At 30.1% G+C, this 14,633-nt stretch carries 15 protein-coding genes; 5 read left to right on the top strand and 10 right to left on the bottom strand.

Annotated elements, in window-relative coordinates:
- Positions 1–656: 656 nt before the first annotated feature.
- The 4 genes from GMC_RS19410 (at position 657) to GMC_RS0107230 (ending at position 3,504) form a co-directional block, all read left to right on the top strand.
- On the top strand, positions 657–944 hold the full coding sequence (locus GMC_RS19410; RefSeq protein ID WP_010521511.1) for a hypothetical protein: 288 nt from the start codon (positions 657–659) through the stop codon (positions 942–944).
- A gap of 28 nt (positions 945–972) precedes the next feature.
- Positions 973–1,938 carry a sodium-dependent bicarbonate transport family permease gene (locus GMC_RS0107240; protein ID WP_010521510.1) on the top strand — a complete coding sequence of 322 codons (966 nt, stop codon included), beginning with the start codon at positions 973–975 and terminating at the stop codon, positions 1,936–1,938.
- Between the two features lie 333 nt (positions 1,939–2,271).
- On the top strand, positions 2,272–2,625 hold the full coding sequence (locus GMC_RS0107235; RefSeq protein ID WP_010521509.1) for a hypothetical protein: 354 nt from the start codon (positions 2,272–2,274) through the stop codon (positions 2,623–2,625).
- A 78-nt stretch (positions 2,626–2,703) separates the two neighbouring features.
- A complete protein-coding gene (locus GMC_RS0107230; protein ID WP_010521508.1) occupies positions 2,704–3,504 on the top strand; it encodes a patatin-like phospholipase family protein in 801 nt (266 codons plus the stop codon).
- Between the two features lie 104 nt (positions 3,505–3,608).
- Here GMC_RS0107230 and GMC_RS0107225 read toward each other — a convergent pair whose 3' ends face one another.
- Complete coding sequence (locus GMC_RS0107225; protein WP_029489649.1) at positions 3,609–4,379, bottom strand: LytR/AlgR family response regulator transcription factor; 771 nt, start codon at positions 4,377–4,379, stop codon at positions 3,609–3,611.
- 192 nt (positions 4,380–4,571) lie between these two features.
- Between GMC_RS0107225 and GMC_RS0107220 the strand changes: the two genes are divergently transcribed.
- Positions 4,572–6,812, top strand: coding sequence for a type IA DNA topoisomerase (locus tag GMC_RS0107220; protein WP_010521506.1), 2,241 nt, complete (start codon positions 4,572–4,574; stop codon positions 6,810–6,812).
- A 134-nt stretch (positions 6,813–6,946) separates the two neighbouring features.
- Here GMC_RS0107220 and GMC_RS0107215 read toward each other — a convergent pair whose 3' ends face one another.
- The 9 genes from GMC_RS0107215 to GMC_RS0107180 form a co-directional block, all read right to left on the bottom strand.
- Complete coding sequence (locus tag GMC_RS0107215; RefSeq protein WP_010521505.1) at positions 6,947–7,426, bottom strand: hypothetical protein; 480 nt, start codon at positions 7,424–7,426, stop codon at positions 6,947–6,949.
- A 398-nt stretch (positions 7,427–7,824) separates the two neighbouring features.
- Positions 7,825–8,427 carry a DUF2652 domain-containing protein gene (locus GMC_RS0107210; RefSeq protein WP_010521504.1) on the bottom strand — a complete coding sequence of 201 codons (603 nt, stop codon included), beginning with the start codon at positions 8,425–8,427 and terminating at the stop codon, positions 7,825–7,827.
- Between the two features lie 75 nt (positions 8,428–8,502).
- Entirely contained in the window at positions 8,503–8,667 is a 165-nt protein-coding gene (locus tag GMC_RS21190; RefSeq protein WP_094766266.1) for a YqaE/Pmp3 family membrane protein, read from the bottom strand.
- A gap of 414 nt (positions 8,668–9,081) precedes the next feature.
- Entirely contained in the window at positions 9,082–10,158 is a 1,077-nt protein-coding gene (locus GMC_RS0107200; protein WP_010521502.1) for a DUF748 domain-containing protein, read from the bottom strand.
- Between the two features lie 7 nt (positions 10,159–10,165).
- On the bottom strand, positions 10,166–11,707 hold the full coding sequence (locus tag GMC_RS0107195; protein WP_010521501.1) for a hypothetical protein: 1,542 nt from the start codon (positions 11,705–11,707) through the stop codon (positions 10,166–10,168).
- 269 nt (positions 11,708–11,976) lie between these two features.
- Positions 11,977–12,996, bottom strand: a complete 1,020-nt coding sequence (locus tag GMC_RS0107190) for an AraC family transcriptional regulator (protein ID WP_010521500.1) — start codon at positions 12,994–12,996, stop codon at positions 11,977–11,979.
- A gap of 292 nt (positions 12,997–13,288) precedes the next feature.
- Positions 13,289–13,414, bottom strand: a complete 126-nt coding sequence (locus GMC_RS22550) for a hypothetical protein (RefSeq protein ID WP_010521499.1) — start codon at positions 13,412–13,414, stop codon at positions 13,289–13,291.
- A gap of 26 nt (positions 13,415–13,440) precedes the next feature.
- A complete protein-coding gene (locus GMC_RS22155) occupies positions 13,441–13,719 on the bottom strand; it encodes a hypothetical protein (protein WP_010521498.1) in 279 nt (92 codons plus the stop codon).
- Between the two features lie 87 nt (positions 13,720–13,806).
- Positions 13,807–14,633 (bottom strand): helix-turn-helix domain-containing protein (locus GMC_RS0107180; RefSeq protein ID WP_040472479.1); only part of this gene is annotated, 827 nt, incomplete at its 5' end.

Genomic DNA, 14,633 nt, shown 5'->3' with positions numbered 1-14,633 from the left:
AAATACAAAAAAATGAGTCCTTTTTCAAATAATTCAATTCAGATAGCGTAACAAAACCAAATTAACACAGATTTTACTGCCATGATTCAGTTTTTCATAGGTTGTTATTAATAGTTGTTCTGAAATGTAATCTTCAATTAAAATTTTGTTCAACAAACTCGGTTTAGGTCTTTTTGATTTGTTTTTTGGAAAAATATTTATTGGTAGCTCTTTAATTTTTTTTGTAATTAGTTAAGCTAAGGATAATTTATGTTTTGGTTATATCTAACATAACATTTATACATATAATTGGTTATCAGATACTAAAAAATCAATGAAATTAAGTAGATAATCGATATATTAAAATTGTTTATGTTTATTAGAATAATTATAAATATAAATATATGAATTAATACTTGCACCTTTGTATCAGAATAGAAATATAGTTTTTATGAAAACAAAATTGAAACTTTCAGTTGATTCTAGCCCTTTAAGATTATTTAGTTTACTTTTTTTCCTAATCAGTTACGTGATTGCTATAGTATTTGTTAGACAAACGGATTTCTTAAAAATGGAATTAATAGTTACCGGCGGTATTTTTTTGATTTGTTTGACTATAAACTACATGACCAATAAACCTATTCAATTAAAAAAACAATAAATATAAAATTAGTATTATGGAAAAATCAACAACAGCTATTTTAATAGAAAGTGTAAAACTGGTCGATGGAACTTTTACATCGGCACAAGCTAATGATGTGGTAAGGGATTTAATTGACACTAAAATAAATTTTCACAAATTGAGTCGGTTAAGTTTAACAGAAGGTGACCATAACCACAAAGCGCATTATGATAATAATCGGTTGGATGAACTATTGGAAGAAAAAGAGCGGCTGTTATCCATTATAAAACATGCTAAAAGAACAAGGCAAAAAAATCAAGCTCACGAGTTCAATAAATATTGAGTATATAGATTAACCTTAAAATTTCTAAATGGATTTACATTTACTAGCAGACAATCTTACTAATCCTGCATTATTATTTTTCTTTTTAGGTGTTTTTGCAGTTTGGGTTAAAAGTGATTTAGAAATACCTAAAAATTCATCTAAGTTCATATCCTTATACTTACTATTTTCAATAGGTTTTAAGGGAGGGCAGGAGCTAGCTCACAGCGAATTTACTTCTGAAATTTATTCAGGAATTATTATGGGAGTGCTGTTAGCGTTAATAGTACCGGTGTATACGTTCTTTATTTTAAGAAAAAAGTTTTCTACTGAAAATTCTGGAGCCATTGCAGCTGCTTATGGATCCGTAAGTGCTGTAACCTTTATTACTGCGGTTAGTTTTTTGGATTTAGAAAAAATTAGTTATGGTGGGCATATGGTAGCTGTTATGGCTTTAATGGAGGCACCATCAATTATAATTGGCGTGCTGCTCATGCGTTTATTTTCAAACGGAAAACGCTCCACTAATGAAATGCTCGGATTAGTCAAACATGCAGTTACTAATGGTAGTGTGTTGCTCATATTAGGAAGTCTAGTAATTGGATCTTTGGCTAGTGATGCCCAAGCGGCAGGTATTAAGCCATTTACCACAGATATTTTTAAAGGATTTTTAGCAGTTTTTTTACTTGATATGGGAATAACTAGTGGTCAAAAAATTGGTGCTTTAGTTAAAAAAGGATGGTTTGCACTTGCGTTTGCAGTGATAGTTCCTTGTATTAATGGTTGTATTGTAGCCTATTTGTCAGGATTTTTTATGGAGGAAATTGGAAATCGATTTTTAATTGCTATCCTAGCGGCAAGTGCTTCGTACATAGCAGTGCCCGCGGCAATGCGAATAGCAGCACCAAAGGCAAATCCAAGTTTGTATTTACCCATGGCATTAGCAATTACATTCCCGTTTAATATTACGCTGGGGATGCCATTGTATTTATATGTCATTCAAAATGGATTTTAATTGTAAATAGTTTGTTTGGATTATGACCTCGATTTAAAAAAAGGTAGTAGGAATTAGCGCTATAGTTTTTAATTAATAATATTTTATTTTTGATCAATTTTAGATTACAATCAAATTAAATTAGTAGTTAAAGATTATTCTTCTAAATAGTCCGCGAACATTCCGAAATATGAATTGTGCATTTTGACCTATTTTAATTTCTGAAAAAATGACAGTTTCAAATGATATGTTGAATTTTGGAACGAGTATTGTTCTAGGAGTAATGTGTAAATATTAAAACACTACACATTTCTTATAGTTTAGTTTTTGTTTAAAATTTTAAAAGTATTTATTATGGAAGTAGTAAATGATTCTAAAGTTACATCTACAGGCGATTGGAATGTAAAAAGTCTGGATGTTTCTTCGTTAAAAATGAACATTGATGATGACAAAATGGATGTAATCATTGCATCACCAAACTTAACTTGTAAAGACTATAAGTTAACGTTAAATGACGGGCAGTTATCCATTATTTTAGTTGACACTAAGAATACTAAATTCACTTACAAGGCAGAATTTTTACTTCCTTATTCTGATTTTTCTATTATAAGCAGTGACACTTTTGTTAAAGGACAGCTTAAAATTAGTTTAAAGAAAAATAGCAAAAAAACAAGATCAAGAAAAATGAACTACAACGAAGTAGCTTAATTGTTTTTTTTCTATTCTTTTTTGAATTCAAAAAGAGGTAAAATTTTTTCAAAAAAGTGCATAAAAATAATTTTATAAATGTACACATCAGTTGATTTAAATAGTTGCTCTACTGGTCTGGTATTGTCGGGTGGTGGAGTCAAAGGTATGGCACACATTGGTGTTTTAAAAGCATTGGATGAAAGAGGAATAACTCCGGATCTAATTGTTGGTACCAGCGCGGGCGCATTGGTTGGCGCATTGTATGCTAAAGGATTGTCCATATATGAAATGCTGTCCTTTTTTAAGGAAACCCCATTATTCAGATATGATTTTTTTACTATATCTAAGCCAGGTTTTGTTAATACAGAAAAATACGAGGGGTTATTAAAAACTTATTTTGAAGTTGATGATTTCAATATTTTACAAAAAAAATTGATAGTTATTGCTACGGATTTAGAAGCTGGTAACGCTAAATCTTTCTCTTCGGGAACACTGTTTAAACCGTTACTAGCATCAGCAGCATTACCCCCAGTATTTAGCCCTGTTGAAATTGACTCAAAACTATATGCAGATGGTGGTTTGGTCAATAATTTTCCAGTGGAATATGCTGTAAAAAATTGTTCCTTAATTTTGGGATCCTATACTTGTAAATTAAATTTCAAGAATAAAAATACTATAAAGAATGCATTACAGCTTACACAAAGAGCCAATCAAATACTAATTCATTCAAATTCAAAAGCGAAATTACATATTCCTGATGTGTTGTTTGAGCCTGAGGGCTTAGAAAGCATTGGAGTTTTAGACAAAAAAGGCATTGATAGTGCTTTTATGCTTGGGTACAAACACGCATCGGTAACGTTGGATCTTTGGATGATGAAAAATAAAGCAGCCATGTAGGTAAAATAATACTAAAAGTAGCGCAGGTTGCTTTAAAATAAAAATTTGAAAAAGGAGTTCATCATATATAACGATACTGATGTTTTATAAGTGTTTTAGTGTATTTAAATGGTGGGAAATAACTTAAATACACTTTCTCTATATGATTTACTTATAGGAATTTTAAACCCTTTAACAAAAAGCATATTTCCTTCATAACCATCAATACAATTTATATTTACAATAAAACTACGGTGGGTTCTCAGAAACAGTTTTTTAGGTAACTGTTCTACTATTTTTTTCATTACTATAGAATAGATAAACTTATCATGAGCGGTAATTACGTTTGAATAATTATTGTCGGCTTGTACGTATAAAATTTCTTCAATTGATACGCGCTTAAATTTATTGTTCTTCTTTAAAAAAAGGCAATTTTTAATGTGTAATACCTGATTGTCTTCGGCATCAAAATGTTGCTCTTTTAATAATTCTTGCTGAGGTGATTTTTTTGAAAAATTCATCAAAGCCAATTCAATAGCAATTTGAACTTGCCGGTCATTAAAAGGTTTCAACATATAAGCGTAAGGCTGTACTTTTTTTGCGCGTTCAACAATTTCTTTATCTGCATTTGAGGTTAAAAAGATAAAAGGGATATCGTATTTTTCCTTAACTACTTCGGCCAATTGAATACCATCCTTAGTTCCCTTTATCATTATATCCATTAGTAAAATATCAATGCTCGGGTTTTCTTCAATTAATTCCAAAGCACTACTAGCAGTCATGGCAAAACCAACCACTTCGTAATTCATATCGGTTAGTCTTTGTATGATATCTTGTGCAAGCAACACTTCGTCTTCAACGACAAGAATTTTAATTTTCGAGTTCTCGTGAGTCATATGGGGGGTATGAGTTACTGTTAAGCAAAATATCATTAATTCTAATACTATTGTATTAAAAAAAATATAATAAAGGGGTTTAGCAATTTACGTAATTCCAATAAATAAAAGTGATGGAAATTCAATTCTTAAAAAAAATAGTATTTTACCACACTGTAATTACACCACTACAAGGTGTGTAAATAAGTAATTGTGAAGGTTTGTATTGCTGAAAAGCCGAGTGTTGCCCGAGAAATAGCAACAGTCCTGGGCGCCAATATTAAAAATGATGGATACTATGAAGGAAATGGCTATGCCGTAACCTATACCTTTGGACATTTGTGTACATTATTTGAACCAAACGATTACAAAACTCATTGGAAAAGTTGGGATTTAAATAACCTTCCTATGCTACCCGAAAAGTTTAAGACCAAGGTGGTAAACAATGAAGGGATAAAAAAGCAATTCAACATTGTCAAAAAATTATTTGATAAAGCCGATGTAATTATAAATTGTGGGGATGCAGGTCAGGAAGGTGAGCTGATACAACGTTGGGTAATTAATCAAGCAGGGTACAAAGGCGAGGTACAGCGGTTGTGGATTTCTTCATTAACAACCGAAGCGATTAAGGAAGGTTTTCGAAATTTAAAATCGGCAAAAGATTATGATAATTTATACTATGCAGGCTTTTCAAGAGCTATTGGCGATTGGCTACTAGGTATGAACGCTACCCGCTTGTATACTTTAAAACACGGAGGTTATAAACAAGTATTGTCCGTGGGCCGAGTACAAACACCTACTTTAGCTATGCTTGTACATCGTTTTAAGGAAATTAAGCATTTTAAACCCACACCCTATTGGGAATTACAAACCACGTATAGAAATACACTTTTCAGTTACGAAGAAGGGCGATTTTTTAAGCAAGAAGATGGTAAAAGTTTACTAGATCAAATTACTGATAAAGATTTTGAAATAGTTAAGGTTACCAAAAAGAAGGGTAATGAATACGCACCAAAATTATTTGATTTAACAGGCTTACAAGTTTATTGTAATACTAAATTTGGCTTTTCAGCCGAAGAAACTTTAAAAATAGCCCAAAAACTATACGAACAAAAAGTAATTACTTATCCAAGGGTTGATACCACTTTTTTACCCAATGATATTTACCCTAAAGTAAGTGGTATTTTATCGAATTTGACAAATTACAATGGACTAATTCAACCTTTACTGGGAAAAAAAATTAAGAAATCTGCCAAAGTATTTAACGATAAAAAGGTAACGGATCACCACGCTATAATTCCAACGGGTGTACAAATAAAGTTATCTTATAATCAACAACAGGTGTATGATATTGTTGTAAAACGATTTATAGCAGTTTTTTATCCTGATTGTAAAGTTTCTAATACCAATGTAGTTGGTAAAGTACAGGATGTTAATTTTAAAACCTCGGGTAAAGAAATTTTAGAAAAAGGATGGCGTGTTGTTTTTGAAACAATTAAAACTAACGAAGATTTCAGTACAAAAAATAAAGAAAAAGTACTTGCTATGTTACCCAATTTTGTAGCCAAGGAAAAAGGACCTCATAGCCCTTCATTTACAGAAAAACAAACCAAACCGCCTAACCAATATACGGAGGCATCACTTTTACGTGCTATGGAAACTGCAGGTAAACAAGTAGATGATGATGAAATGAGGGAATTGATGAAGGATAATGGTATTGGCAGACCATCCACTCGTGCTAATATTATTGAAACCTTATTCAGAAGAAAATACATTGAACGCAAAAAAAAGCAAGTTTTGCCCACTACCATAGGCATTCAGTTGATAGATACAATTCAAAATAAACTATTAAAATCAGCTGAGCTTACAGGATCTTGGGAAAAGCAACTTAAAGAAATTGAAAAAGGAAACTACAATGCGGGTAGCTTTATTAATAATATGAAGCAAATGGTAGACCATTTGGTTTATGAGGTAAGAAGCGAGCTAAAGAAAGCCAATATTTCCTACACTACAACGGCAGCTTCAACTAAAAAGAAAACAGTAGCAATTGGTCAAGGAATTATTCAAGAGCATTGCCCCAAGTGCAAACAAGGAAAATTATTAAAAGGAAAAACTGGTTTCGGATGTAGTCAATACAAGTCAGGATGCCGATTTGTTCTTCCATTTAATTTTATGGGCAAAAAAATTTCAGAAAAACAATATATCCGCTTATTAAAAAAGGGTTCAACAGTTAATTTAAAAGGATTTAATTACAACGAAAAAAAAGTGGAAGGTTTACTTAGATTTGATACAAATTTTGATTTGGTTCTGGAACAGAAAAAGATAGCTGTACTTGCTGATAAAAAAGTAAATTCCGTGTGTCCAAAATGTAAGCAGGGTAAAATTATCAAAGGGCGTACTGCCTACGGATGTAGTAATTATAAATCAGGGTGCGATTATAGATTGGCTTTTTGAGTGTTTGTTTGGTAGCTAGTATTGCTAGTTATGCAATATTACTACTTCAAAACGAATAGTATTCAAAACCTATAAATTTAGGTATAAAAAAAACCGCTGAAAGCGGTTTTTTGCTGATATTTTGGTCTATTATATTAGATAGATCTAAATTCCTCTACCACAAAATAATCATTATCATCAGTATCTGTCACATAAAATCCGGCTTTACTAATATCTTCAACCATTTTTTCATCTACTTTTAGTCCCAATCCATTTTCTGTTGGTACAATTTCAAATTTGTCTTCGTATGATTTTTTATAACGAATTACTATATATTTATCATAGTATTTGTCAAAATCATTATCTAGATATACTACTTTAGTTACATAAGCTGGCATTATTACACGATCTTGATCCGTTTTACCCTTATCTTCTTCTTCAAAAGCAAAACGGTAATCTCTACGTTCAATTACTTTCATTCTAAATGGCGTTTTTGTACCGTCTTTATCTTTAATAAAAGATTTCTTTTTTGTGGTACGCATTACATCATGTTCAACTGATGATACATTTTGTGCATAAAAAGCCGTTGATTCTAATATTAATAAGGTACTTAACAAAGTTTTTAATAGTTTCATATTTTAAATTTTTTGGTTAATATTAATTAAATACCATTTCCTAAGTAAAATTTTTCCCATAAAAAGATCTTTTACTTTTTGATACCTGCACACCTTAGTTAAAACTACGCTCAAATTTTCTTATTTATTCAAACAAAAATATTCTAGTTTTTATTTGAGAAATTTAAAATCAGAGCCTTGGTGAGATGAATATATTTATTACATCCCATAAGCTTGAAAAGCTGCAATTTACAGTATCAATAGATTGGTATATAACTGTATGTTTATTTGTATAACAAAGATAGGAGGATCGTGAGTTGATCTTTTGCTCTTCTAAAGTGGAAGTGAATTCCTTTAAAAAGGATGTGGTAGGGAGGCTAAAAATAAGGGTTTAGTCTTTCTAATTTAATTGGTAAACATTATTCGTTTAGGGGAGTTAAATTAATGTAGCGATAGGTAATATCGCCAATATGCTCGTATGAGGTTTCTTTTTCTTTTAGTGAAGCCCATTCCAAGTTCGATTCAATTTCAGTTTCAGTATATTGCTGTAGTAAATTTTCCGATAGCAGTAAATACTCATCAATAGGAACTTTATTTTTTAAAAGCCGGTGCGCTGTAATCACATCCTCACCCATTAACTTGATGTTTTTTCCAATTTGAACTGACCCAACTTCTTTCCCGTAATGAAGAATGATCTTAAGTCCCAACATTTTTTTTATGTTTTCACTTTCGGTATGATTTTTATTGCTTTTATATAGCGCATTTAGTTGCGCATAAAATTGAGCGTAAAAATGTTTACATTGATTAATTAAATCATTCAGTAAAGGCAATTTACCATATTTATAAAATAATACGGCATCACCTTCAATTTCAGATACTTTTAGTCCAATTTCATTTGCATAAATAACCTTGTTCAATAAAGTAGAAATAACTTTAGCACTCAACTCTATATCGGTATCGCTCATAAATTCGGTAAAACCGCTGATGTCTGCAATACAAATAAGGGTAGGAGAGGTATTCATAAAATTAATTTAAAGTAATTCAGTTATTTCGCACAAAATTGTAAACAAAATTACGGAATAATACGTTCTCAACAATTAAGCAGGTTGTTTACTTGTTACTAGAAACGCATGTATCATTCCTGGTAAGCCTCCTAAAAGTGTCAACAGGATGTTGATTAAAAAAGCACTTCCTAGTCCTTTTTGTAAAAAAACTGATAATGGCGGTAAAAAGATATTTAATAAAATGGTAATTAAAGACATAAGATTGTTTAAATTAAAAGTAAATCTACACAAATATCAAGCTTATTTAAAATTATTGGGTACTCAAAAACCATTATTTGTAACTCAATAGCCTATATAAATTAATTACAGGGCTCGACTGTTTTTGTAATTATTATTTTTTTAATCACATCTAACAGATTTAAATTCGTAGATTCATTTTGGAAATAGATATTTTATTGACAAATAGTTTTTAAGGTTTAGCGTATTGTTATTATTATTATTTACAATAATAAAAAGTGAATTCCTATTAACAAAAACAAATTAGGTTAGGCTAAAAGTAAGCTATCATTTGCCGATAGCCAATGGCTAACAGCAAAAAACAGTAACTTTTAATTCAAGTAATACCTGATTTCAAACATTAGATGTCAAAATTTTAATTGTTAAAACCTACCATTATTTAGAAGCATCTTTGAATTCAATACTTTCATCCGAAATATTTTCATACGCTTTTATCCAGGCATTTTTAAAAATATTTGTGATGGTTGGAAAAATTTTTGTTTTGACATTGCTCAAATCACCTTCAATAGGAACTTTAGTAGCTATGGTATTTTCTTTTTGGTTTTTTACCACAAATTTGAAAAAGCCAACAAAACCTTCCCAAAGGCTATTTAAAAATTTATCTTCTTTTCCAATGAGTTTTGCATCATCTAATATAGGTTTTATATATCCTTTTAAGTAAGCATCGTTAATTGCTATTTCGCTTGCAACTCCAAATTTACCTCCTGAAAAATCAATACCAGCATAGTGTTTTGTAAAGTCATTTAATGCGGTAACATCAGCGTTTTTTAATGAAAAAGAAATATCGATGTCTGGAATACTCTTTATAATATCCATATTTCCATTTAAGGTTACTGTTCCATTACCGATAGATACCGCAGAGGCGTTCAAGTTTGAAGGTAATTTATCACCCTCGCGTACAATATTACGTAAATTACTGGCCTCTAATGAAATAGTATTTAGTTGTAAATCAATAGTAGGATCGGTAGTCACTTCAACAAAAGCTAGTTTTCCATTGTTAATTTTTAATCGGTTAATGTCAATGGGTACAAGATTCGTTAATGCTTTTGACCAGTCTTCCACTTCAGCTTCCTGAGTATTTTGATTATTAGTGCTTTTGTGATCTTCAAAAACATATGTAAAAGAAGGCTCATTCATAACAATTTCACTAACAATTTCTCCATTTATTAAAGATTTCCATTGAATAGAAATGTCAGTTTGTTTAAAATCAAGAAATGGAATTTGACTTTTTGCATCTACCTTATTTAAGTAGAGTCCTTTTATTACATAAGCCCCTCTAATTAGCGAAATATCTATGTCCGCTACTTGGCCATAATAATTTGGTATGTTTGCTAGTGTTTTATTTACGTAACTTTTTAAAATAAAAGGCAAAGCAATTCGTAAACTAATTATAATAATAAGTATTGTTGCGGGTATCCAAATGCGTTTTTTCTTTGCTAAATTCTTCTTCATAAACTTGTTATTTTTTATTTGTTAATGCGTTTATTAGTCCATCTTTTAGACTAATCCACAAAAAATTGAAATAGGATTTTGTTTGGTCGCGTTCAATGTCAATTTTACCATGTCGATATCCATTAACGTCCACGCTATCATTTTTATGGATAATAAAATTTCCTAGGGCTGTAAGTAATTTGTTCACTTTTAAAACATCTTTACGTAAAATTTCGATTGATAATTCCTTGTATTTTAGTTTTACATCACCAAAAGCTTTGTAATTGTTACCATTAATGTTGAAATAAATTTTTTCAGCAGCGCCTTTAATACGGGTTTGTAAATTAGTTTCTAAAAAAGAGTTAACTGAGCTACCATCAAAATTTGAAAAACTACCTGTGGCAACAAAATTCGTTTTCGGGTTTGCATTAAATGTGGTTTCTAATGTTACGGGTGAGTCCCCCATAAAGTGAGCTGATGCTTTGCATTTAATTTGATGTTTTGCTTCACTTAAATTAGATAAACCCAGGTTAGCATTTACGTTAGTAAAAAAAAGCTTCCCTGCGGAATCATTATCTTCAATCAACTGTTCATAGGTTATTTTACCATTTATTACATTAATTTTTGGTAGTTCCATTTTAAAATTGAGCTGTTTCATTTTTTCGCCGTAAAGTGATTTGTAAACTGTATTATCAACAACTGCCTTATCTCGGAACAAATTTAAGTCGGCTTGTAAGATCTGTATATCATTAGCGTAAAAGGTATTTAAAGTATCTCTATTTAATATAGCCCATTTATCTACTTCAATTTTTGGTACGGTCAAACTAATATGGTCTTTTTCATGTTTCAAATGACTTGATAATTCTCGTTTACCGTAAATGGTTTTTACATCAGTATTTTTAAAAGTAGCATGATCGTTTTGAATGGCTACATTTTGAATAATTAATACATCTAAATCGCTAAGTCTAAGAAATAAATCATCGAAATTAGCACTAACTTGTTCGTAACTTATTGATGCAGGACTCTGAACATTGTTTATGTTCGGAATGCTTGTTTCCAGAAGGTTAAGATCAATTTGTTGAATTTTAAATTCAGGATTTTTTTTATTATTTTCAAATAGCTGTAATACTCCGTCCTTCAATGTCAAATTTTTAACAGCTAGGGGAATTTTTTTTTTAACGCGGGACTGATTTTTAGTTTTAGGGCGCTGGTAGATGCATAACTTTGGAGTATCTAAATAGACGGTTTCTGCATTTAGTTCTTTTTTGTTGAAATAATCCCAATAATTAAAATATTTAATCTCTAATTTATTAGCAGTAATATCTAGTATTGTTTGAAGTTTTTGGTTTTTTTCAATGAAATGAAGATCTTTTACAGTTATTGAGCCAGTAAAGAGATTAAAATCAATATCTAAATAGTTTAATGTAATTTTAGGAGAAGCATGTAGAGCATTTACAAGCTTATGTTTAAGTACAGTAGAAGTTATCCAATGTATTCCAAGTAACACTATTATAATAGTACTGAATAGTAGTATACTATTTTTGAATGTTGATCTTGAAAAATTACACATGCACGTTATTTATAGTGCAAATTAAGATTAGAATAGCTGTAAGCGTCGTTCATTTCCAGCTAATATGGACTCTAATGCCATAATGTGACTGTTGCAGTATATATTACCGTTTCCGATATAAAATTTCCTATTAAAATGGTTTTTTTATTGCTTATAACCTTATAGTAAAGCAACACCGAAACTACTTGGGCTTCGGTGTTACTTTATATTTTGCCTAAACAATAATATCTTAATTTTATTGAAGTATATTAAATCTATATTGATAATATTTAACTTTTCTGACGCTTTCTAAATTCTTTAGGACTGCATTCGTATTTCTTTTTAAAAATTTTACAAAAATAACTTCTGCTGGTGAGTCCTACAGAGTATACAATTTCTGAAATGTTGAAATCTGTAGTTTTTATCAAGTAAACCGCTTTTTCCAATCGAACGTTTCTAATGTAATCAGAAACAGTCCTTTTATACATGTATTTAAATCCTTCTTGTAATTTAGCAGGAGATAGTCCAAACTTTACACAAAGAGACCTAATAGCATGTGGTAATTCGGGTTGTTTATTTATAAAATTACCTATTTCAATAATCTTTTCGAGTTCTGATTTAAAAAGACTACTTGTATTTTCGGTATCGTTTATTTCATTGTAAAACTGCTCAATTTGTTTGGCTAGCACAATGTAGTACCTTCCTTTTTGACTTAATTTTTCCGAAACATCATTAGCGTGTTCAATATCAATTAGGAGTTTTAGTTGTTCTGCTATTTTTAAACTGAAACCTCCAGCATGAAAATACTTTTGTTGTTTGCTAATGTCATTTAAAAGATTTTTAATTTTTTCTCCAAATTCCAAGGATTCATCATTAAACTTTTCAAAGTAATCTTTTTTGTTTACAAATATGATGTTGACTACGAGATGTTTGTTTTTTTCTATAAGAATTCGACTTTGGAATCCATCATTACTATGTGCTACGGCGGTTTGAAATTGTTCAATTGAAACTGGAGTATCAATACTTTCAAACTGATGACTAAATGTTCCTTCCAAACAATAAAAAAAATGAAGTGTGTTGGAACAAATAGAATCAATAGGAATTTCAATATCCTTCAAAAGTTTTAAGTCAAAATCATATACTTTAAGTCCTTCATGTAAATCGTAAAATCTTACGTGGCCTTTTCCAATTTTATCTGATATATTCAAAATAGACATGTCACCGATGTAAGTAATGGTACCAGTTAAACTTTCATCTAACAATGCTAAACCTGTAGCTTTTTTTTGCTGAGTGATTTGTGTATCCTTCATATTAATTTCATTTAGTTGATACCTAATTTGATAATTCTAAATGCGTTTATTTTTAATCATTATCCTGATAATAAAAAATCAGGGTAATAAAAAATTCTCATGTTTTTATGTTAAATATGAAAAAACATGGGGGCGAATCTTCTAATTACTAATTTGATTAAACAAATTTAGGGTGAAGGATTATTATTTTTTAACGTTATCGAAACTTTGTGTGACGTTATATTGCGCTATAATTAACTCAATTCGATAAAAAATTAACTCATTTGCATTTTTTTAAATAGAGAATTACTTGCTAGTTGATTATACTGCCGTCGGCTTTAAATTCAATATCTTTTTTTTTACCATCTATTTTTAATTCTACATCGTAAAATTGACCTTTTTTATAATGGTTAACTTTTTCAATTTCGTAAATTTTCACGTCATTATAATTTTTGTCAAGAATGTCTATGATGGGTTTAGGAAGTTCTTTTTTTTGATGTTATTTTCAGTTTCAATCCAAGTGCCATCCGATAAAAAATCAGCACGATAATGAATGCCCTTTTTTTTAAAATGAGATTCATAATAATCATTTTTATCCACACGCCAATCGGGATCATTTTCATTAGGGTACATTTTTTTAAACGTACGTTTAACGGCTTTGGGGGCTTTTTTTTGAGCCAGTACATCATATGAAATGGCAGAAAAAAGAAAGATTGATAGCGGATATAACAAAAAGTGTCTCATAATAAATTTTAAATGTTTCACTTGAAATTTAAAATCAATAAACAGTATATGTTACCTTAAACACTACTAAAGTGAACTGTTATGAAATTATTTCTTTTTGCTAATTATATTTTTGCGGTATTCTACGGGTAAAATTCCGTATTTCTCAAAAAAAATTTTAGAAAAATAACTTCTACTTTTAAACCCTACATTGTATACTATTTCAGAAATTGAATCATTAGAATTTTTAATATAATCTCGGGAAATTTCCAGTTTCATTTGTCGTACGTATTCATTTACTGATTTGTCATGTCGGACCTTAAAACCTAGTTGTAATTTTTTAGTAGACAAACCAGACTGCTTCGATAATACTGCAATAGTAAGTGGTTCAGAAATATTATCAATAATATAGGAGGTTAGTTCATTTACTTTTTTAATATCTTCTCTGGACATTGATTCCGGAATTCTGGCCGCCTTATCAAAATTACTTTGTTCTAAAATTTGCATGGCCAAAATCAAATTTAATTGACCTTCAATGGATAATGTGCGGACAATACCAGAATCAGATGAAGCATTCAATTGCTTGATTTGATCAGCAATTTTTAAATTAAAATTACCAAAATGTTTGTATAACGAGTTTGAATCGGCATCCTTAAAAGCGGACATCATTTGTGCATTTAAATATCCAAGGTTGTTATTCTTCTTTTTAGCATATTGCTTTCTTTGCACATAAATAAAATTTATTTTAACAGAAACGTTGGAAGGAAAAATATAAGCTTCCTTTGCGTTTTTTTTATTTGAAATGATAATGTTTTGAAAGCGTTCAAACTTTAATTCCTTTTTATCAACTTCACTTTGATACCTAATAGTACCCTCAGTTACAAAAATAAATTCTATAGGTTTAGTTTCTTTGGAATTAATACATATTTTAATGT

Origin of the sequence: Aquimarina agarivorans (genome assembly GCF_000218485.1) — a bacterium.
In the GTDB taxonomy this organism is placed as follows: domain Bacteria; phylum Bacteroidota; class Bacteroidia; order Flavobacteriales; family Flavobacteriaceae; genus Aquimarina; species Aquimarina agarivorans.
The sequence above is the reverse complement of the archived record's forward strand: the minus strand, read 5'-3'. Positions and strand labels throughout refer to the sequence as shown.

Excerpts from the sequence above, each read along its gene's own strand:
- GMC_RS0107210 (WP_010521504.1), bottom strand. The coding sequence starts at position 8,427 with ATGAATACCTCTCCTACCCTTATTTGTATTGCAGACATCAGCGGTTTT.
- GMC_RS19410 (WP_010521511.1), top strand. The coding sequence starts at position 657 with ATGGAAAAATCAACAACAGCTATTTTAATAGAAAGTGTAAAACTGGTC.
- GMC_RS0107200 (WP_010521502.1), bottom strand. The coding sequence starts at position 10,158 with ATGAAGAAGAATTTAGCAAAGAAAAAACGCATTTGGATACCCGCAACA.
- GMC_RS0107215 (WP_010521505.1), bottom strand. The coding sequence starts at position 7,426 with ATGAAACTATTAAAAACTTTGTTAAGTACCTTATTAATATTAGAATCA.
- GMC_RS22155 (WP_010521498.1), bottom strand. The coding sequence starts at position 13,719 with ATGAGACACTTTTTGTTATATCCGCTATCAATCTTTCTTTTTTCTGCC.
- GMC_RS0107240 (WP_010521510.1), top strand. The coding sequence starts at position 973 with ATGGATTTACATTTACTAGCAGACAATCTTACTAATCCTGCATTATTA.
- GMC_RS0107230 (WP_010521508.1), top strand. The coding sequence starts at position 2,704 with ATGTACACATCAGTTGATTTAAATAGTTGCTCTACTGGTCTGGTATTG.
- GMC_RS0107235 (WP_010521509.1), top strand. The coding sequence starts at position 2,272 with ATGGAAGTAGTAAATGATTCTAAAGTTACATCTACAGGCGATTGGAAT.
- GMC_RS0107195 (WP_010521501.1), bottom strand. The coding sequence starts at position 11,707 with ATGTGTAATTTTTCAAGATCAACATTCAAAAATAGTATACTACTATTC.
- GMC_RS21190 (WP_094766266.1), bottom strand. The coding sequence starts at position 8,667 with ATGTCTTTAATTACCATTTTATTAAATATCTTTTTACCGCCATTATCA.
- GMC_RS0107190 (WP_010521500.1), bottom strand. The coding sequence starts at position 12,996 with ATGAAGGATACACAAATCACTCAGCAAAAAAAAGCTACAGGTTTAGCA.
- GMC_RS0107225 (WP_029489649.1), bottom strand. The coding sequence starts at position 4,379 with ATGACTCACGAGAACTCGAAAATTAAAATTCTTGTCGTTGAAGACGAA.